Source organism: Mycobacterium sp., assembly GCF_019247635.1.
GTDB lineage: Bacteria > Actinomycetota > Actinomycetes > Mycobacteriales > Mycobacteriaceae > Mycobacterium.
Genome location: NZ_JAFBAR010000016.1, coordinates 20,541 through 37,584 on the forward strand (window position 1 = coordinate 20,541; position 17,044 = coordinate 37,584).

At 67.0% G+C, this 17,044-nt stretch carries 17 protein-coding genes and 2 pseudogenes; 8 read left to right on the plus strand and 11 right to left on the minus strand.

Features of this window, described 5'->3' with window-relative positions; genetic code table 11:
- Positions 1 to 13: 13 nt before the first annotated feature.
- From JO236_RS22475 to JO236_RS02545, 3 genes and pseudogenes are all read right to left on the minus strand, one after another.
- Positions 14 to 241 (minus strand): annotated as a pseudogene (locus tag JO236_RS22475) (hypothetical protein); the annotation flags it as partial.
- 344 nt (positions 242 to 585) lie between these two features.
- Complete coding sequence (locus JO236_RS02540; RefSeq protein WP_293324296.1) at positions 586 to 735, minus strand: hypothetical protein; 150 nt, start codon at positions 733 to 735, stop codon at positions 586 to 588.
- An 11-nt stretch (positions 736 to 746) separates the two neighbouring features.
- Positions 747 to 1,802: an OmpA family protein gene (locus JO236_RS02545; protein WP_293324298.1), complete on the minus strand. Its 1,056-nt coding sequence runs from the start codon at positions 1,800 to 1,802 to the stop codon at positions 747 to 749.
- 103 nt (positions 1,803 to 1,905) lie between these two features.
- Here JO236_RS02545 and JO236_RS02550 point away from each other — a divergent pair, with 103 nt between their 5' ends.
- Both JO236_RS02550 and JO236_RS02555 read left to right on the plus strand, forming a co-directional pair.
- The gene (locus tag JO236_RS02550; protein ID WP_293324300.1) at positions 1,906 to 2,169 is read left to right on the plus strand and encodes a DUF2630 family protein; all 264 of its coding nucleotides are present in this window, start codon (positions 1,906 to 1,908) and stop codon (positions 2,167 to 2,169) included.
- 17 nt (positions 2,170 to 2,186) lie between these two features.
- Positions 2,187 to 3,767: a phytoene desaturase family protein gene (locus tag JO236_RS02555; protein ID WP_293324337.1), complete on the plus strand. Its 1,581-nt coding sequence runs from the start codon at positions 2,187 to 2,189 to the stop codon at positions 3,765 to 3,767.
- Positions 3,768 to 3,799: 32 nt separating this feature from the next.
- On the opposite strand, the gene JO236_RS02560 is transcribed toward JO236_RS02555, so the two are convergent.
- Both JO236_RS02560 and pdxH read right to left on the minus strand, forming a co-directional pair.
- Entirely contained in the window at positions 3,800 to 5,095 is a 1,296-nt protein-coding gene (locus JO236_RS02560) for a citrate synthase (RefSeq protein WP_293324303.1), read from the minus strand.
- Positions 5,096 to 5,659: 564 nt separating this feature from the next.
- Positions 5,660 to 6,319, minus strand: coding sequence for a pyridoxamine 5'-phosphate oxidase (gene pdxH, locus JO236_RS02565; RefSeq protein ID WP_293324306.1), 660 nt, complete (start codon positions 6,317 to 6,319; stop codon positions 5,660 to 5,662).
- Positions 6,320 to 6,391: 72 nt separating this feature from the next.
- Here pdxH and JO236_RS02570 point away from each other — a divergent pair, with 72 nt between their 5' ends.
- On the plus strand, positions 6,392 to 7,513 hold the full coding sequence (locus JO236_RS02570) for a citrate synthase 2 (protein WP_293324309.1): 1,122 nt from the start codon (positions 6,392 to 6,394) through the stop codon (positions 7,511 to 7,513).
- 119 nt (positions 7,514 to 7,632) lie between these two features.
- On the plus strand, positions 7,633 to 8,094 hold the full coding sequence (locus tag JO236_RS02575) for a VOC family protein (protein ID WP_293324311.1): 462 nt from the start codon (positions 7,633 to 7,635) through the stop codon (positions 8,092 to 8,094).
- On the opposite strand, the gene JO236_RS02580 is transcribed toward JO236_RS02575, so the two are convergent.
- Both JO236_RS02580 and JO236_RS02585 read right to left on the minus strand, forming a co-directional pair.
- Complete coding sequence (locus tag JO236_RS02580) at positions 8,091 to 9,782, minus strand: FAD-dependent oxidoreductase (RefSeq protein ID WP_293324314.1); 1,692 nt, start codon at positions 9,780 to 9,782, stop codon at positions 8,091 to 8,093. The genes JO236_RS02575 and JO236_RS02580 overlap by 4 nt on opposite strands.
- 17 nt (positions 9,783 to 9,799) lie before the next feature.
- Positions 9,800 to 10,846, minus strand: a complete 1,047-nt coding sequence (locus JO236_RS02585) for an AurF N-oxygenase family protein (RefSeq protein WP_293324317.1) — start codon at positions 10,844 to 10,846, stop codon at positions 9,800 to 9,802.
- A gap of 238 nt (positions 10,847 to 11,084) precedes the next feature.
- On the opposite strand from JO236_RS02585, the gene serC reads away from it, so the two are divergent.
- A complete protein-coding gene (gene serC, locus JO236_RS02590) occupies positions 11,085 to 12,203 on the plus strand; it encodes a phosphoserine transaminase (RefSeq protein WP_293324320.1) in 1,119 nt (372 codons plus the stop codon).
- Between the two features lie 111 nt (positions 12,204 to 12,314).
- Complete coding sequence (sepH, locus tag JO236_RS02595) at positions 12,315 to 13,079, plus strand: septation protein SepH (protein WP_293324323.1); 765 nt, start codon at positions 12,315 to 12,317, stop codon at positions 13,077 to 13,079.
- On the opposite strand, the gene JO236_RS02600 is transcribed toward sepH, so the two are convergent.
- From JO236_RS02600 to JO236_RS02610, 3 genes are read right to left on the minus strand one after another with little or no spacing between them, the layout of a single operon-like run.
- The gene (locus JO236_RS02600) at positions 13,062 to 13,328 is read right to left on the minus strand and encodes a DUF2537 domain-containing protein (protein ID WP_293324326.1); all 267 of its coding nucleotides are present in this window, start codon (positions 13,326 to 13,328) and stop codon (positions 13,062 to 13,064) included. The two genes, sepH and JO236_RS02600, sit on opposite strands and share 18 nt — an antisense overlap.
- Positions 13,329 to 13,337: 9 nt before the next feature.
- A complete protein-coding gene (locus JO236_RS02605; protein ID WP_293324328.1) occupies positions 13,338 to 14,183 on the minus strand; it encodes a TrmH family RNA methyltransferase in 846 nt (281 codons plus the stop codon).
- A complete protein-coding gene (locus tag JO236_RS02610) occupies positions 14,180 to 14,611 on the minus strand; it encodes a MarR family transcriptional regulator (protein ID WP_293324330.1) in 432 nt (143 codons plus the stop codon). Before JO236_RS02610 ends, JO236_RS02605 begins: the two co-directional genes overlap by 4 nt.
- A 159-nt stretch (positions 14,612 to 14,770) precedes the next feature.
- Here JO236_RS02610 and JO236_RS02615 point away from each other — a divergent pair, with 159 nt between their 5' ends.
- Positions 14,771 to 15,046, plus strand: a complete 276-nt coding sequence (locus JO236_RS02615) for a DUF2530 domain-containing protein (protein ID WP_293324331.1) — start codon at positions 14,771 to 14,773, stop codon at positions 15,044 to 15,046.
- Positions 15,047 to 15,063: 17 nt separating this feature from the next.
- Here JO236_RS02615 and JO236_RS02620 read toward each other — a convergent pair whose 3' ends face one another.
- Positions 15,064 to 15,951 carry a DUF3027 domain-containing protein gene (locus JO236_RS02620; RefSeq protein ID WP_293324333.1) on the minus strand — a complete coding sequence of 296 codons (888 nt, stop codon included), beginning with the start codon at positions 15,949 to 15,951 and terminating at the stop codon, positions 15,064 to 15,066.
- A gap of 159 nt (positions 15,952 to 16,110) precedes the next feature.
- On the opposite strand from JO236_RS02620, the pseudogene JO236_RS02625 reads away from it, so the two are divergent.
- Positions 16,111 to 17,044, plus strand: a pseudogene (locus tag JO236_RS02625) (MFS transporter); the annotation flags it as partial.

Below are 17,044 nucleotides of genomic sequence, written 5' to 3' on the forward strand. Positions count from 1 at the left end.
CGTCATCCCTGCCTCACCTACTACTGCTGTCGCGCCAGGGCGTGAAGAAGGCGTGCCTGGCGGATTCCTCGTCCTTGAACCAGATTTGGGCGACGATCGGATCGTACGTCGGATCGTCGGGCGTGTAGTACAGCCGGGTATCCGAGCGGCCCTTCACCAGCCAGCCCGCCGGCCCGCCACCGTCGGCCGCGGCACGAGCCGAGCCCGGGCCGAACGGCGCGAACGGTACGTGCGGAATCTTTTGTGTCGCAGTGCTTTTGGTTACCGGGATCTTTCGCGTCGGAGCGTCTTTTGCCACCGGGAGCTTCTGCGTCGGGGAATCTTTGACTACCGGAATATGCTGCGTCGCAGCTTCTTCGGCCAGCGAAATCATGTCCGTCGCAAACTCGTCGGCCGCCGGCTCCGCATGCTCGACGGCTCCCGGAGTCGTGTGCGCCCTGTGTGCGTCGGCCGCCCGGATCTTCTCGGTCGTGGGTACCGAAGCACCCTCCGCCACTTCGTTTTTGATCGGACGCACCATCAGCGCGATCGTTGCCGCCATCCCGAGCAAGAAGGACAGCGCCACTAACGACCAGTGCACGTGACTCATCCCAGCGTCCCGGTCCCACCGGGCGCATTCCCGGCAACGTCAACCTCGCCGGCGGGTTTGATTGTCCGCGTGACAACCGCCCAGGCGACTCCCGAGCCCGCCGCGAAAGCAAGCAGGTAGACAAACCACTGAATCACGAAGCCCATGCCGATTCTCCTTAGTTGACCACGATTTCGGCGCGGCGGTTCTTGGCGCGACCGTCGGGGGTGTCGTTGGTAGCGATCGGGTTCATCGAGCCGAGACCCTTGGGGGTGACGCGGTCGCGGGTGACGCCCTGGGCGACCAGAAAGTCGGCGACGGTGCCGGCTCGCTGTTCGCTCAACGGAATGTTGATGCCCTCGCTACCCGAATTATCGGTGTAGCCGTTCACCGTTACATGCGCGGTCGGACAGGCCTTAAGCCTGGCCGCCACCTGGGTGAGGGTCTGTTGAACGGGCGGCGGCAGGCTAACCCCGTCGCTGCCGAAGGAAATCGGGCCGCCCGTCATCGCGTTGATGGCCGCTTGCAGGTTGGCGCACGGATCACCCGGGGGGACGGCGGGCGGGGCGGGCGTCGGCGCGGGGCCCCCGGGTGCGGGCGGCGCGGGGCTGGGGGCGGGCGCCGCCGCTGTCGACGACTGAGGCTTAACTTCCATCTTGTCAACGACATTCACGTTGGGCCACACACCCGCGGCGGCATGCTCGACCGCGTCGCGCTGATCGTCGGTGCCGGGACTTCCCGTCAGGGTGATGGTGTCGCCGTCGACCACGAGGCTGAAATCCGCGATCGGCGCGGCGGCCTTGAACAGCGGGCCCGACTTTGCGAAATCGAGCGCCTTTACCGAGGGGTTGATGTGGATCTCATCGACGATGTTGACGTCTTGACCCAGACCATCTTTGATGGCGTTCACCAGGGCCGTCTTGGCGGTATCGTCCGGAAAATCGCCGTTGACCGTGATGTTCTTGTCGCTGCGGAAGATTGACAGCGGTGCCAACGACATCTGCGGACCACCGGATTTTTTCGATGTCGTGGGGGGCGCGACCGTTACGCCACCGGACTCGGATTCGCCCAGCAGGCTATAGCCGATCACGGCCATCAGCAGCGGAATGACGGCCAAGCCGATCAGCCAGATACGCATCAGCGGTCCGCCCAGCGGCCGCCAATAGTATTTCGAGGTCAGTCGCGAGTCGGCGGTTGCGGACTTATTCCGCAAACCCGCTCCAGGACCCACCATCGCCACTCCCTGTCGATCGTTCACCGACTCGCCCATTTGCAGGCGATATGCAGCCTACCCAGTCGACGGCCGGGGACCGGCTCATGTCGGGCAGACTGGAGCGATGGCTGACGGGACGAATTCAACCGACCGCGACACCTTGGCACACATCCGCGACCTGGTCGCCGAGGAAAAAGCCCTGCGGGCCGAGCTGCTACGCGGGGACATCACCGAGTCCGAGGAGCACGACCGGCTGCGCCGGTTGGAGGTCGAACTCGACCAGTGCTGGGATCTGTTGCGGCAGCGCCGGGCGCTGCGCGAGACCGGTGGCGATCCTCGTGAGGCGGCGGTCCGGCCTCCCGACCAGGTCGAGGGCTACACCGGCTAGCCACCTGCCCCGTGGATTTGGACACCTATGACGTCGTCGTCGTCGGAGGCGGCCACAACGGCCTGGTCGCGGCGGCCTACCTGGCCAAGGCCGGCCTTCGGGTGCGACTGCTGGAAAGGCTCGGGCACGTCGGCGGGGCAGCGGTGTCGGCGCGGGCCTTCGACGGCGTCGAGGTCCTGGTATCGCGATACTCCTACCTGGTCAGCCTGCTGCCGTCGCGCATCACCGAGGACCTTGGCGCGCCGGTGCGGCTGGCCCGGCGGCAGTATTCGTCGTACTCCCCGGATCCGGCCACGGCCGGACACTCCGGCCTGCTCATCGGGTCCCAGCACGGGCGCACCTTCGACGCGATCGGCGCTGCCGGCGACGTGCGCGGATTCGTCGAGTTCTACCGGCGTTGCCGCCTGGTGACCGAACGGCTCTGGCCTACCCTGCTCGAACCGTTGCGCACTCGGGAGCGGACGCGCCGTTATGTTGTGGGCTCTGGCGACCCCGACGCCGCGATGGCCTGGCGGGCCGTCGTCGATCAGCCGATCGGGCACGCCATCGCCGCGGCGGTGGGCAACGACGTGATCCGCGGCGTTATCGCCACCGACGCGTTGATCGGCACCTTCGCCGGGCTCGACGACGAGTCGCTGGTGCAGAACATCTGCTTCCTGTATCACCTGCTGGGCGGGGGCACCGGGGAGTGGCACGTCCCGATCGGCGGAATGGGCGCGGTGACCGCCGCGCTGGCCGCTGCTGCCATCCGCCACGGCGCCGAAATCATCACCGGCGCAGACGTTTACGCCATAGAGCCGGACGGCGCCGTGCGCTACCGCCATACCGACGATGAGCAGCTGGTCCGGACTCGCTTCGTGCTGGCCGGCGTCACACCGGCGGTCCTGGCGCGCCTGCTCGGCGAACCCGAACCCGCAGTGGCCCAGGGCGCCCAGGTCAAGGTGAACATGGTGTTGCGCCGACTGCCCAGATTGCGCGACGAAGCCGTCACGCCCGAACAGGCCTTTGCCGGGACCTTCCACGTCAACGAGACCTGGACCCAACTGGACGCGGCATACTCGGTCGCTGCCGCCGGGCGGGTGCCGGATCCGTTGCCGTGTGAGGCCTACTGCCACACGCTGACCGACCCGAGCATCGTGTCGGCGGGACTGCGTGACTTGGGCGTCCAGACGATGACGGTGTTCGGCCTGCACACCCCGCACTCCTTGCGCGCCGACTCGGGATCCTTGACCGAGTCCGTGCTGGCGTCGCTGAATTCCGTTCTGGCCGAACCGATTCAGGATGTGCTGATGACCGATGCGCACGGTCGGCCGTGTCTGGAGACGACGACAACCGCAGACCTCGTGCGCACTCTGGGGATGACGGCGGGCCACATCTTTCACGGGGCGTTGTGCTGGCCGTTCGCAGACGACGACGATCCGCTGGACACGCCGGCGCGGCAATGGGGGGTGGCGACCGCGCACGAGGGGATCATGTTGTGCGGCTCGGGCGCGCGTCGTGGCGGCGCGGTATCGGGCATCGGCGGTCACAACGCCGCGATGGCCGTGCTGGCTTCTCTCGCGAGCAGACGCAAAAGCACGCTAAAACTACCCTTTTAGGGTGCTTTTGTGTCTGCTCGCCGTAGAACCGGCTAGCGTTTATCCAAGGTGACGTAGTCGCGCTCGGTGTAACCGGTGTAGATCTGGCGCGGACGACCGATCTTGCTGTCGCCTTCGTCGTGCATCTCCCGCCAGTGCGCGATCCACCCAGGCAGCCGGCCGAGTGCGAACAACACGGTGAACATCCGGGTGGGGAACCCGAGGGCCCGGTAGATCAGCCCGGTGTAGAAGTCGACATTCGGGTACAGCTTGCGCTCGACGAAGTAGTCGTCGGTCAGCGCCGCCTCTTCAAGTTCCTTGGCGATGTTCAGCAGTTCGTCGTCGCCGCCCAGCTTGCCAAGGATCTTGTCGGCCTGTTCCTTGACGATGCGCGCCCGTGGATCGTAGTTCTTGTACACGCGGTGTCCGAAGCCCATGAGTTTGACGCCGGCCTCGCGATCCTTGACCTTGCGGACGAACTCACCGACGTCGTCGCCGCTTCCCCGAATCTTCTCCAGCATCTCCAGCACTGCCTGGTTGGCACCACCGTGCAGCGGACCCCACAGCGCGTTGATCCCGCCGGAGATCGAGGTGAACAGGTTGGCTTGGGACGAGCCCACCAGCCGCACGGTCGACGTCGAGCAGTTCTGCTCGTGATCGGCATGCAGGATGAGCAGCATGTCCAGTGCCCGGACGATCTCGGAGTCGACGTCGTATGGCTCGGCGGGCAGCCCGAACGTCATCCGCAGGAAGTTCTCCACCAGCGTCAGGGAGTTGTCCGGGTACAAAAACGGCTGGCCGATCGACTTCTTGAAGGCGTAGGCGGCGATGGTCGGCAGCTTGGCGAGCAGCCGAATCGTGGACAGTTCGACTTGCTCGGTGTCGGTCGGGTCGAGGGAGTCCGGGTAGTACGCCGAAAGCGCGTTGACCGTGCTGGACAGCACCGGCATCGGGTGAGCGTTGCGGGGGAAGCCGTCGAAGAACCGCTTGAGGTCCTCGTGCAGCATCGTGTGCAGCTGGATCTGACGGGTGAAGGCGGCCAGCTTCTCCTCGGTCGGCAGCTCGCCGTAGATCAGTAGGTAGCTGACCTCGATGAAGTTCGACTTCTCGGCCAGCTGCTCGATCGGGATGCCGCGATAGCGCAGGATGCCGGCGTCGCCGTCGATGTAGGTGATGGCGCTTTTGCACGCGGCGGTGTTGACGAAGCCGTTGTCGAACGTGGTGTATCCGGTTTTGGCCAGCAGCGGACCTAGGGCGACACCGTCACTTCCTTCGGTGGCGCGGACGATCTGCAGGTCGATCTCGCCTCCCGGATAGTGCAGGGTGGCGGTGTCGTCGGTCTCGGCCACGAGAACCCCTTTGCGCTCTGGCTGTCATGAAAGCGCACCCGTTCGCGTCTGGCTCGCGTCTAAGTACGTATAGGTGAAGGTAGTCGTTATCGTGCGGACGCGCCTGCCCGGGGTCAGGTCTGCGAACCCTGCGGATGTCTGCTAAAGCTGCATCGTCGCCGAGCGTAGCCAAACCTCGCGGATCACGTGTCACCGGCCGGACGCCGGTCCCCTTCCCACGCAAGCACCTCACGCCGCGCAGGAAGGCGCCGGCGGAATTCAATCCGCCGGCGCCTAAAGATGGGAACTAGCGTATCGTCCTGGCGTCGAGCTGCTCAGCGATGCGCTTTGTCCAATGTCGATGCGTCGCTACGACTTACCGCCGCCACCGCCGCCGCCGAACGACTTGCCTCCGCCGCCACCGAATTCGCTGCGCATTGTTCCTCCTAGCCAGTCGATCACCTGTCCCCTCGGCCGAGGCGACATTGGGTGACTGAAATGAGCCTACTTCGCACATAACGGCCGGGCAGATGAAAACTCCGTAAACTCCGCTACCCGAAATGGATAACTAAACGGCACCGCCCCTCAGGGCTGCAGGCGTTCGACGTGACCGTCGATGACCCGAATCCTGTTGTGCACCCGGTTTTCCCGACCCTGCCAGAACTCCACGACGTCGGGTGCGATCAGATAACCGCCCCAATTCGGAGGCACCGGAACGTCCTCCAGGTCCGCGAAGCGCTCCGTCACCTCGGCCAACTGGCCGAGCAGCGCCGCGCGCGAGGCGATGGGCCGCGACTGATGCGACGCCCACGCTCCCAGCTGGGAGCCACGCGGCCGCCTGGCCCAGTAGTCCTGGGTGGCCTGCGGGTCGACCTTGCTCACTGGCCCCCGGATGTGGACCTGCCGCCCGAGCTGATACCACGGAAAGGTCGCCGAGGCGTACGGCGTGACCGCCAGTTCCTCACCTTTGGCCGAGTCATAATTGGTAAAAAACGTGATGCCGGTCTCATCGACGCTCTTGCACAGCACCGAACGACTCACCGGTCTGCCGTCCGCGACGGTGGCCAGCACCATAGCATTGGGCTCGGCGAGTCCAGACCGTTCCGCCTCGTCAATCCACTTGCGGAACAAGGCAAGCCAACCGTCCTCAAGCCAGTCCGCGTCAAGATCGGGACTGCCGTCCTTCTCGTCGGACCCGTATTCCACCCGCATCCCGGCCAGGCGCGCGTCGTCCGATGCTGTCATCGCGCCAACGCTACCGGGGCTTGCTACCGGCCGGTAGCAATGGCGCGAAGGTGGGGTGCGAGAATTTTGCGCATGACTGTCGTCCCGGAAGATTTTGTCCCCGGTCTCAGTGGCGTGGTGGCGTTTACCACCGAGATCGCCGAGCCGGATAAGGACGGCGGCGCACTGCGCTACCGCGGCGTCGATATCGAGGATCTGGTGAGCCAGCGGGTCACCTTCGGCGACGTGTGGGCTTTGCTGGTGGACGGAAAGTTCGGCCACGGATTGCCGCCCGCCGAACCGTTCCCGCTGCCGATCCACACGGGCGATGTGCGGGTCGACGTGCAGGCCGGCCTGGCCATGCTGGCCCCCATCTGGGGATACAAGCCGCTGCTCGACATCGACCACGCCACCGCCCGCGAGCAGCTGGCCCGTGCCTCGGTGATGGCGTTGTCCTACGTCGCCCAGTCCGCCCGCGGGATCTACCAGCCCGCGGTACCGCAACGACTGATCGACGAATGCCCCACTGTCACAGCACGTTTCATGACGCGCTGGCAGGGCGAACCCGACCCCCGGCACATCGAGGCAATCGACGCCTACTGGGTGTCGGCCGCCGAACACGGCATGAACGCCTCGACGTTCACCGCCCGCGTGATCGCCTCGACCGGTGCCGACGTGGCGGCCGCGCTGTCCGGCGCGATCGGGGCGATGAGCGGCCCGCTGCACGGCGGTGCACCGGCCCGAGTGCTGCCCATGCTCGAAGAGGTGGAACGCAGCGACGACGCACGCGGCCTGGTCAAGGGAATCCTGGACCGTCACGAGAAGTTGATGGGGTTCGGGCACCGCGTCTACCGCGCGGAGGACCCTCGGGCGCGGGTGCTGCGGGCGGCCGCCCGGCGCCTGGGCGCGCCCCGCTACGAGGTCGCCGTCGCCCTGGAGCAGGCCGCGCTGTCGGAGCTGCGCGAACGTCGTCCCGACCACCCGATCGAGACCAATGTCGAGTTCTGGGCCGCCGTAATCCTGGACTTCGCCCGCGTGCCGGCCAACATGATGCCGGCAATGTTCACCTGTGGGCGCACGGCTGGGTGGTGTGCACACATCCTCGAGCAGAAGCGACTCGGAAAGCTGGTCCGCCCGTCCGCCATCTATGTCGGACCGGGACCGCGCAGCCCGGAATCCGTCGAAGGTTGGGATCAGGTTCTCACGTCGGCCTGAGCTCGTTTACCCTTCTCGCGAACGTGCGCGTTTGTACGCGACACGCCGGGCGTGGGTGAACAACTGCGCACCCTCGCGATGAGTGAGCCCGTCCCGGGTACAAACGAAAGGAGACCCCCATGGCAATCGCCGTAGAACCCGCGCTGTCCCCCCACCTCGTCGTCGACGACGCCGCCGCGGCCATCGACTTCTACGTCAAGGCGTTCGATGCCGTCGAGCTAGGCCGGGTGCCGGGCCCGGACGGCCGACTGGTCCACGCGGCGCTGCGCGTCAACGGCTTCCTGGTCATGCTGAACGACGACTTCCCGGAGATGTCCGGCGGAAAGTCGATGACACCGAAGGCGCTCGGTGGTACCCCGGTCACCATCCACCTGACCGTCACCGACGTCGACGCGAAGTTCCAGCGGGCGCTTGATGCCGGTGCCACCGTGGTCGCCGAGCTGACGGACCAGTTCTGGGGAGACCGTTACGGGGTAGTCGCCGACCCGTTCGGACACCACTGGTCGATGGGGCAGCCGATGCGCGAGGTCGGCTACGACGAGATCCAGGCGGCAATGTCGTCCATGCCTAGTAGCGGCTAAGCCAATTCACGCAGTCGGCCCAGCAGGCGCCGTCGCACTGGCGGCTTCTGCTGGGGCATGCTCGCGGCGGCCGCCAGCATGCCGGCGACGTCGGTGAACTTGTTGCGCGGCCTGCCGTCCACACCGCCCCGCGCGACCTCGGCCGCGTCGATGGCACGCCACCCCGCCGAGTCGACGACATCGGGCTGGCGAGCGCACACCAGCCTGACCAGTTCGGCAGACTCACCCGCCGGATCCGGCAGCCTGCCGGCGTTGAAGTCGGCGACAAGTGCCTGGACGGTTTGCAAGGAGCACGACTTATTGGTGCCGATGAAACCCGTCGACCCGCGCTTGATCCAGCCCGCGACGTAGGCACCGGGCAGCGGAGTGCCCGTGCCCGGATCGATGACGCGACCACCGTCGTTGGGGACAACCCCGGCGTCGAAGGGCAGATCACGAATTGGCTTGCCACGGTAACCGATTGACGTCAGCACCAAGCCGGCCTCGAGTCGGCGGACCTCCTCGGCGCCGCTGACCGAGAACTCCACGCCGGTGGCACGCTGCTCACCCAGGACCCGCTCGGGGGTGAGCTGGTAGGCCAGCTGGATCCGCGGCGTCGAGACCGGTTCAGCGGCGTCGCCCAGGGTGCTCAGGACCTCGAGCTTGCGCCTGGTCAACGAGTCGGAAGCGGTTGCGAGGCCGTCGATTACCCGCTTGCGGTCTTCCGCGGAGAGCACGACATCACAAGCACCCGTCAGGCCGATCAGCTCGGGCAGCGTGAACGCCGAGTCCGCGGGTCCACGCCGCGCGGCGATCACCACTTCGCGCACCCGTGAGCCGCGGAGCATGTCCAGCGCTTGGTCGGCGATGTCGGTGCGGGCCAAGTCCGCAGGGTCGGCGGTGAGCACTCGGGCCACATCCAGGGCGACGTTGCCGTTACCGACGATCACCACTCGTTCGTGACTGAGGTCCACCGGCAGAGAAGCAAAGTCGGGATGGCCGTTGATCCACGCGACGACCGCGGTCGCGGTGCCGGTGCCGGGCAGGCCCATCCCGTCGATGGCCAGCCGCCGGTCATCGGCGGCACCAACCGCGTACAGCACGGCGTGGTGGTAGGTCAACAGGTCGGCGTGGCTGAGGTGTTTGCCGATCTCGACGTTGAGATAGAACCGGAAATGGCGATGCCGGGCCACCCGGTCGAACAGAGCGGTCACCCGCTTGGTGCTCTGATGATCCGGCGCCACCCCCGCGCGCACCAACCCGTAGGGCGTCGGCAACTTCTCAAAAACGTTGACGCGCACGCCGTGCTGGGTCAGCAATTCGTCGGCCGCATACATCGCCGCGGGCCCGGAGCCGACAACGGCCACGGTCAGCGGGTGCCGGCGGGGACGCACCTCGGCGGCCGGGATTACCGGCGCCAGCTTCGACGTCGGCGGCAGCTTCACGTCGGCGGGCCGCTCCGGATAGAACGACGCGTTGATTTCGACAAACGGCAGTTGCTCGGGCTCCAGCCGGGTTTCGGGAGCGATCGCACCCACCGGGCAGGCGCTGACACAGGCCCCGCAGTCCACGCAGGCCACCGGATCGATGTACAGCATTTCCGTCGTGGCGAAACCCGGCTCGTCCGGCGAGGGGTGGATGCAATTCACCGGACACGCGAAGACGCAGGACCCGTCGTTACAGCACGACTGGGTGATCACGTGCGGCATAAAAGACCTAAGTTTTCCTAGGCGGCCGGCGCCGGGGTCAGGTGCTGACGCTGCGGCTCGCTGCGGTACCGCGACGGCTTGCCGTTGATCCTGCAGATCCGCCACATCAGCCGCGCCGAACGAGTCTCCATCAACCCGGTGTCGTAGGCCAGCATGCGAACGTCGGCGAACATGTCGCGCAACCATTTTCGCGATTCCGGCGAACGGAAGAACAGCTCTTTCTTGACCTCGCGCGGGATGTCGAACTCCCGCCAGAACTGCTTGGGCGGCACCAGAATTGCCCGGCACAACGTTTTCATCGTCAGCGGGTAATACAGCGAAACCCAGAACCGTTGCCGCTTGGTGAGATTCGGCAACCGCCGGCGCAGGAACTCGTGGGCGAACGAGATGTGCCGGGCCTCCTCGGCCACGTGAATGGCAATCACTCGCTCCATGATCGGATGCAGCGACTTGCCTTCGCGCAGAACGTTTTTCTGCGTGTGATCGATCGGTTCCTCGCCGGCGAGCACGCCGATGAAGAACGCCACCGGCAACGGACCGGCCACCAGGGGGACCAACGGCGAAATCCAGCGCAGCATTCGCGGCATGCCCGGGACGTCGGCACCGACGCGGTTGACCATCTCCTGGAACATCATCGTGTGGTTGCACTCTTCGACCGATTCGTGCAGGCAGTACCGATATTCCGGAGACCCGTTGGGCACCCAGAACGTGTAGCTCATCAGCCCGCGGATCAGGATGGATTCGAAGTGCAGCCCAACCTTGGCCACGTTGGCCTGGCGCCACATCCCGATCTTGATCTTGCGTTCCTCGGACTGTGCCTGGTACCAGGGGTGGCGACCCAGCGGGTCGGTTGCCGGCAGGATCCATCGGGGATCGCTGTCGGTGACGGCGAACTCCGGTGACTCCCAGTCGATGTCGGTGTACGGGTTGAAGTTTCGCCGCACAGACCCCTCGGACAGTGTGGCGAGCAAGTCCACGTACTCGGTGTCGTCGCGCACCTCCATATTGCGACGCCACCGCCGAACCATTCGCGTCCTGGCTTTACCAGCCGTAGCGACAGCCATGCTGCAGCCTCCTGACGAGGTTGACATTTGGACGGGTAATTCAGACGGTACCGCCGGTACCGGGAATCCACCAGACCCGGCGGCCAGTGTGGCCTGACCGGTGGTCACAGTATGGATGTGGCTTTGCTCACACAGCCCCAACCTCGAAAGCGGCTCAGCCAGGTCTTATTTGACGCAGGTCAGGAGCGGTTCGGCCCGCTTGGCCGGCGGGTCGGCGGCGCTTACTACCCTGAAGGTCATGGCTGACCAGCTGGAGATCCCCGCGAACATCAAACCCCGTGACGGCCGCTTCGGGTCGGGGCCGTCGAAGGTCCGACCCGAGCAATTGCAGGCACTGACCACCGCTGCGGCCGGCCTGTTCGGCACCTCGCACCGCCAGGCGCCGGTGAAGAATTTGGTGGGCAGGGTGCGCTCGGGGCTGACCGAGCTGTTCTCCGTACCGGACGGATACGAGGTCATTCTGGGCAACGGGGGTGCGACGGCGTTCTGGGACGCCGCGGCATTCGGGCTGATCGACAAGCGCTCGCTGCACCTGACCTACGGCGAGTTCAGCTCGAAGTTCGCCTCCTGCGTCACCAAGAACCCGTTCGTCGCCGATCCCGTCATCGTCAAGGCGGACCCAGGCAGCGCCCCGGAACCGCAGTCGGACCCGTCGGTGGACGTGATCGCATGGGCACACAACGAGACGTCGACCGGCGTCGCGGTGCCGGTAAAGCGCCCGGTCGGCTCTGATGACGCGCTGGTCGTCATCGACGCCACCTCGGGTGCCGGCGGCCTGCCGGTCGACATCACCGAGACCGACGCCTACTACTTCGCACCGCAGAAGAACTTCGCCAGCGACGGCGGCCTGTGGCTGGCCATCATGAGTCCGGCCGCGCTGGCCCGGGTGGAGTCCATCGACGCGTCCGGTCGCTGGGTCCCCGACTTCCTTTCGCTGCCGATCGCAATCGAAAACAGCCTGAAGAACCAGACCTACAACACCCCGGCGATCGGCACCTTGGCGCTGATGGCCGACCAGATCGGCTGGATTCTGGGCAACGGCGGGCTGGACTGGGCGGTCAAGCGCACCGCGGACTCGTCGCAGCGGCTGTACACGTGGGCGGCCGACCGGGCCTATACGACGCCGTTCGTGGCGGACCCGGCGCTGCGTTCGCAGGTCGTGGGCACGATCGACTTCGTCGACGACGTCGACGCCGCCGCCGTCGCCAAGACCTTGCGGGCAAACGGCATCGTCGACACCGAGCCGTACCGCAAATTGGGCCGCAACCAACTCAGGGTAGCGATGTTCCCCGCCGTCGACCCCGAGGACGTGAGCGCCCTGACCGAGTGCATCGACTGGGTCGTCGAGCGGCTTTAGCGCCGGACCCGTCGTCGCCCGCGTGTCAGCGGGGTTAACGGCGTGTGTGGCACTAGAGTGCGCACCTAACAGGTCCGCTGCACAGCTGCACGCAGCCTGCGAGGAGATGCCATGCAGGAACTCAAAGTGATCGGGCTTGACGCCGAGGGCAAAAACATCATCTGCGAGTCCGGTTCTCCAGCCGAACAGTTCAAGCTGCCGATCGACGACCGACTGCGCGCGGCGGCACGCGGCGACGCGGCACTCTTAGAGCAAGCTCAGCTCGACATTCAAGTCACTAACATGTTGAGCCCCAAAGAAATTCAGGCTCGTATCCGCGCCGGCGCATCTGTCGAGCAGGTCGCGGCGGCATCGGGATCGGACATTGGGCGGGTCCAACGCTTCGCCCACCCGGTGTTGCTGGAACGTTCCCGCGCCGCAGAGCTGGCAACCGCCGCACACCCCCTACTGGCCGACGGCCCCGCGGTGCTGACGCTGCTGGAGACCGTCACCGCCGCCTTGGTGACCCGTGGCCTCGAACCCGGCAAGCTCAGCTGGGACGCGTGGCGCAACGAAGACGGGCGCTGGACCGTGCAGCTTTCGTGGAAAGCCGGCCGGTCGGACAACGTCGCGCATTTCCGCTTCGCCCCGGGCCCGCACGGCGGCACCGCAGCGGCGATCGACGACGCCGGCAGTGAGCTGATCGATCCGCACTTCAAACCCCCGCTGCGCCCGTTGGCGCCGGTGGCCCACCTCGCCTTCGAGGAACCGGCGCCACCGGCTCCGCCCGCGCCCGCCCCACCGGTGGAACAGCCGCCGGCCAGCCGGCGGGGTAAGCCGGCCATTCCAGCCTGGGAGGACGTGCTGCTCGGCGTCCGCTCAAGCGGACAGCGCTAGCAGCACCAACCACCCACCCGCGACACCTATCCCGGCACCCAGCACGAACCAACGCAACACGGGTGTGCGCCGCCACCCCCACAACGTCGGCGCCAATCCCCCGGCGGCCACGACGTTGAGCCCCACGGCCAGCAGCGGATGGACCCGGATCAGCCCCAGACTGAGCACCACAACGGTGGTCCCGGTGACCGCGGCGACGAACCCGGCCACCGTCAACCCCGTTCCCCACGGCACGGCCTCGCCACTCATTGGCCGAGCCTAATCCTGCTCGCCGGGCCGCGCGGCCCGCATCGTCGTCGAGCGAACGCGCTCGTAAAAGGCCACCGCCGCCGCCGTCGCAACATTGAGCGAGTCGGTGCCCCGCGACATCGGTATGCGCACGCGCATATCGCTCGATCGCTGCGCCGCCGGCGTCAACCCCGGGCCCTCGGCGCCCACCAGAACCGCAACCGGATCGTCCCGCACCGCGGCCATCGCCTCGGGCAGCGTGCTCGCCCGGCTATGTGGCGTCATCGCCAATAGCCGAAATCCGTTGTCTTTCAACGTAACTAGATCAGCCGGCCAGTCGGCTGCGCGTGCATATGGCACCAGCAACGCGTGGCCCATCGAGACCCGGACCGCGCGGCGGTAGAGCGGGTCGGCACACCCGCTGCCGAACACCAGCGCGTCCACGCCCAGGGCCGCCGCGTTGCGGAAGATCGAGCCCAGATTCTCGTGGTCGTTGACGCCTTCCAGCACCGCGATGGTGCGGGCGCCGGTGACGGCCACGGCAACAGGCGGCTCGGGTACCCGTCGGGCCGCGGCCAGGACCCCCCGGTTGAGGTGGAACCCGACAACCCGCGCCATGACATCGGCGGACGCCCGATAGTACGGCGCGTCGGTGCGGGCCAGGTCCTCACCGAGCTCCGCCAGCCTGCGATCGGTACCGAGCAGGGCAAACGGCGTGAACCGGGAGGCCAGCATGCGCTGCACCACCAACACGCCCTCGGCGATCACCAGTCCCTTGCCGGTCGGCAGATCGGGGCGCCGGTCGACGCTGTTCAGGTCGCGGAAATCGTCGAGCCGCGGGTCGGCGGGATCGCTGACATCCTGGACGTGACTCACGGGCTTTCGTCGACCAGGGCCAGGATCAGGTCGGCGGCGTTGCTCAGGATTTCGCGTTTATCGTCGTCCAGCTTGGCGAGCTGCTCGGCCAGCCACTCTTGCCGGGCTCGCCGCGCCGCCTTGACCAACTCCGCGCCCGATTCCGACACCGAGACCAGCACCTGCCGGCCGTCGACGGGATGCGGGGTGCGGTCCACCAAGCCCATGTCGGCCAGGGAGGCGATCACCCGGGTCATCGACGGCGGTCGCACCCGTTCCCGAATCGCCAACGCACCGGGCGTCATCGCGCCCTCGTGGGCCAGCGTCGTCAACGCCGACAACTGCGACAGCGACACCGGCGACGACGGGTTGCGAAACCGCAGCTGCCGGGCGAGGCGCATGACAGCAAGCGACAAATCGGCAGCCAGCCGCGCATCGCTGTCGGGCACAGCGTGAGGCTACAACGGAACCTGATAACGGGGCACTAGAAACGGCGAACGATGAGTCGGCAGGCCCGGTGATCATGGGCAGCAGGCCCGGTGATCGCAGGCGCGCGTGTCGTCGCATCTCGGCAGCAGACCACCCACGCGCACGTTATGTTGATCGCGATGTCCTCCGAACCCGGCCAACAACCCGAACCGCCGCCACTACCCCGCGCGCTGCTGCAGGTATGGCCCGTCATCGTGGTAGGCGCGCTGGGTTGGCTGGCCGCCACGCTAGCCGGGTTCCTGGTGCCGTCCCTGCAGAGTTGGCGCCCGATCGCGCTGGCCGGGCTGGGAACCGGGGTGATCGGCACGAGCGTCTTCCTGTGGCAGCTCGCCGCCGCCCGCCGCGGCGCACGCGGAGCACAGGGTGGGCTCGAAAACTATCTCGGCCCGAAATAGCCCGCCGCGCAGCGCAGTTAGTCCGGCGAGTCGGACGGCGCCTCCGGCGACGCGACGGGTTGCTCTGAGGGCTGTGCCGCCGGTTGCTCTGCGGGCTGTGCCGCGGGTTGCTCTGCGGGCTGTGCTGCCGGTTGCTCTGAGACGTCCAGGACGCCGTCGTCGTACGGCTCATACACCGGCGAACCCGTGCCCGCCGGAGCCGGAGTGTCAGAGTGGGCGCCGCAACCGTACTGCTTGTCGACAACGTGACCGTCGGCAGACAGTTCGTTGCCGCACACCCCGAACATCGCGCCCAGGGCCCCCGCCAGCGGCAGGAAGAAACCACAGTCCCGGCAGACCCGCTTGGTGGACCGCGACATCGGCGAGTTGGGACCGAAGTCGCCCTCGTGCCATCGTTCAGCGGCCTCGTAGCGGCCCACGGCGCTCATCACCCAGCGCCGGCCCAGCCCGATTTCGGCGGCGGTCTCGTCCACCTCGGGATCACCGCTGCCGGCGTAGCCCGGTGCCAGCCGAGGGTCATCCTTTGCCGGTGCCAGCAGGTCTCCGGGGCTCAAATCCCCCGGCCGCACCCGCTGCTCCCAGGGCACCCAGTCGGGCGCCAACAGCGCCGTCGGCCCGGGGACCAGCACCACCTCGCTGATCGTGGCGTGGTCAGCCCCGTCGTAGGTAGCGACGACGACCGCCCATTGCCATCCCTGGTAGCCGGGTAGGTGCGCCAGGAAGCGGTGGGTGGCGGTGTTCGGGTCGTCGTAGCCGACGCCCAGGTAGTCCCCTACCGTGTCGGCGCCGCTGAACTCCTCGACGGCCGCTCTTGCCTGGTCAGCAGCACCCGTGAGCATCGCCGCCAGCGCCTCGGGCCACTCGGCCACGGTCGCCGGGGCGGAGTCCTGGGTGGGTCCGGTCACGCTGCCAGCTTAATGTCACCTGCTTGCGCCCCGCCTACTTGCTCCAATAGGGCCGGAAAACAAGGTGCACGAGCCACACCCGCTGACTTGCCCGCGTGAGCCGTCGGCATAGGACAGAATTGGTTCGTGTCCGAACGGCGGCGTGATGATCCGGGTCGGATGACGTCCCACCCCGGGCGGCGAACCCGTCACGACCCGGCCAATCAGCACCCCGGCATGGCCAACTACCCGGCCGATCAGACCGACTATCGCCAGTCGCGCCGCCCGCCGCCGATGCCGAGCGCCAATCGGTATCTGCCTCCGCTCGGCCAGCAGCCAGAACCCGAACGTGGCAGCGTGCCGCCGCGTGGTCCCGGTCCCGGCGAGCGGATCACCGTCACCCGCGCCGCCGCGATGCGCAGCCGGGAAATGGGCTCCCGGATGTATTGGATGGTGCAACGAGCCGCCACCGCCGACGGAGCCGACAAATCCGGATTGACGGCTTTGACCTGGCCGGTGGTGGCGAACTTCGCGGTCGACGCTGCCATGGCCGTAGCGCTGGCCAACACCCTGTTCTTCGCCGCGGCCAGTGGGGAGAGCAAGTCGAAAGTCGCGCTGTACCTGTTGATCACCATCGCGCCGTTCGCGGTGATCGCACCGCTCATCGGCCCGGCGCTGGACAAGTTGCAGCACGGCCGCCGCGTCGCGCTGGCCATGTCTTTCGCGCTGCGCACCGCGCTGGCGTTGCTCCTGATCATGAACTACGACGGTGCCGCCAACAGTTACCCGTCGATGGTGCTCTATCCCTGCGCGCTGGCCATGATGGTCTTCTCGAAATCGTTCAGCGTGCTCCGCAGCGCGGTGACCCCCAGAGTCATGCCGCCGACGATCGACTTGGTGCGCGTCAATTCCCGGCTGACGGTGTTCGGTCTGCTCGGCGGCACCATCGCCGGCGGCACCATCGCCGCCGGCGTCGAGTACGTCTGCACCCACCTGTTCAAGCTGCCCGGCGCATTGTTCGTGGTCGTCGGGGTCACCATCGCCGGCGCGTTGCTCTCGATGCACATTCCGAGCTGGGTCGAGGTGACCACCGGCGAAGTCCCCGCCACTTTGA

Coding starts and splice junctions, on each gene's coding strand:
- JO236_RS02600 (WP_293324326.1), bottom strand. CDS start 13,328: ATGAGTGGCGAGGCCGTGCCGTGGGGAACGGGGTTGACGGTGGCCGGG.
- JO236_RS02585 (WP_293324317.1), bottom strand. CDS start 10,846: ATGGCTGTCGCTACGGCTGGTAAAGCCAGGACGCGAATGGTTCGGCGG.
- pdxH (WP_293324306.1), bottom strand. CDS start 6,319: ATGACAGCATCGGACGACGCGCGCCTGGCCGGGATGCGGGTGGAATAC.
- sepH (WP_293324323.1), top strand. CDS start 12,315: ATGCAGGAACTCAAAGTGATCGGGCTTGACGCCGAGGGCAAAAACATC.
- JO236_RS02540 (WP_293324296.1), bottom strand. CDS start 735: ATGGGCTTCGTGATTCAGTGGTTTGTCTACCTGCTTGCTTTCGCGGCG.
- JO236_RS02545 (WP_293324298.1), bottom strand. CDS start 1,802: ATGGTGGGTCCTGGAGCGGGTTTGCGGAATAAGTCCGCAACCGCCGAC.
- serC (WP_293324320.1), top strand. CDS start 11,085: ATGGCTGACCAGCTGGAGATCCCCGCGAACATCAAACCCCGTGACGGC.
- JO236_RS02550 (WP_293324300.1), top strand. CDS start 1,906: ATGGCTGACGGGACGAATTCAACCGACCGCGACACCTTGGCACACATC.
- JO236_RS02570 (WP_293324309.1), top strand. CDS start 6,392: ATGACTGTCGTCCCGGAAGATTTTGTCCCCGGTCTCAGTGGCGTGGTG.
- JO236_RS02580 (WP_293324314.1), bottom strand. CDS start 9,782: ATGCCGCACGTGATCACCCAGTCGTGCTGTAACGACGGGTCCTGCGTC.
- JO236_RS02615 (WP_293324331.1), top strand. CDS start 14,771: ATGTCCTCCGAACCCGGCCAACAACCCGAACCGCCGCCACTACCCCGC.
- JO236_RS02575 (WP_293324311.1), top strand. CDS start 7,633: ATGGCAATCGCCGTAGAACCCGCGCTGTCCCCCCACCTCGTCGTCGAC.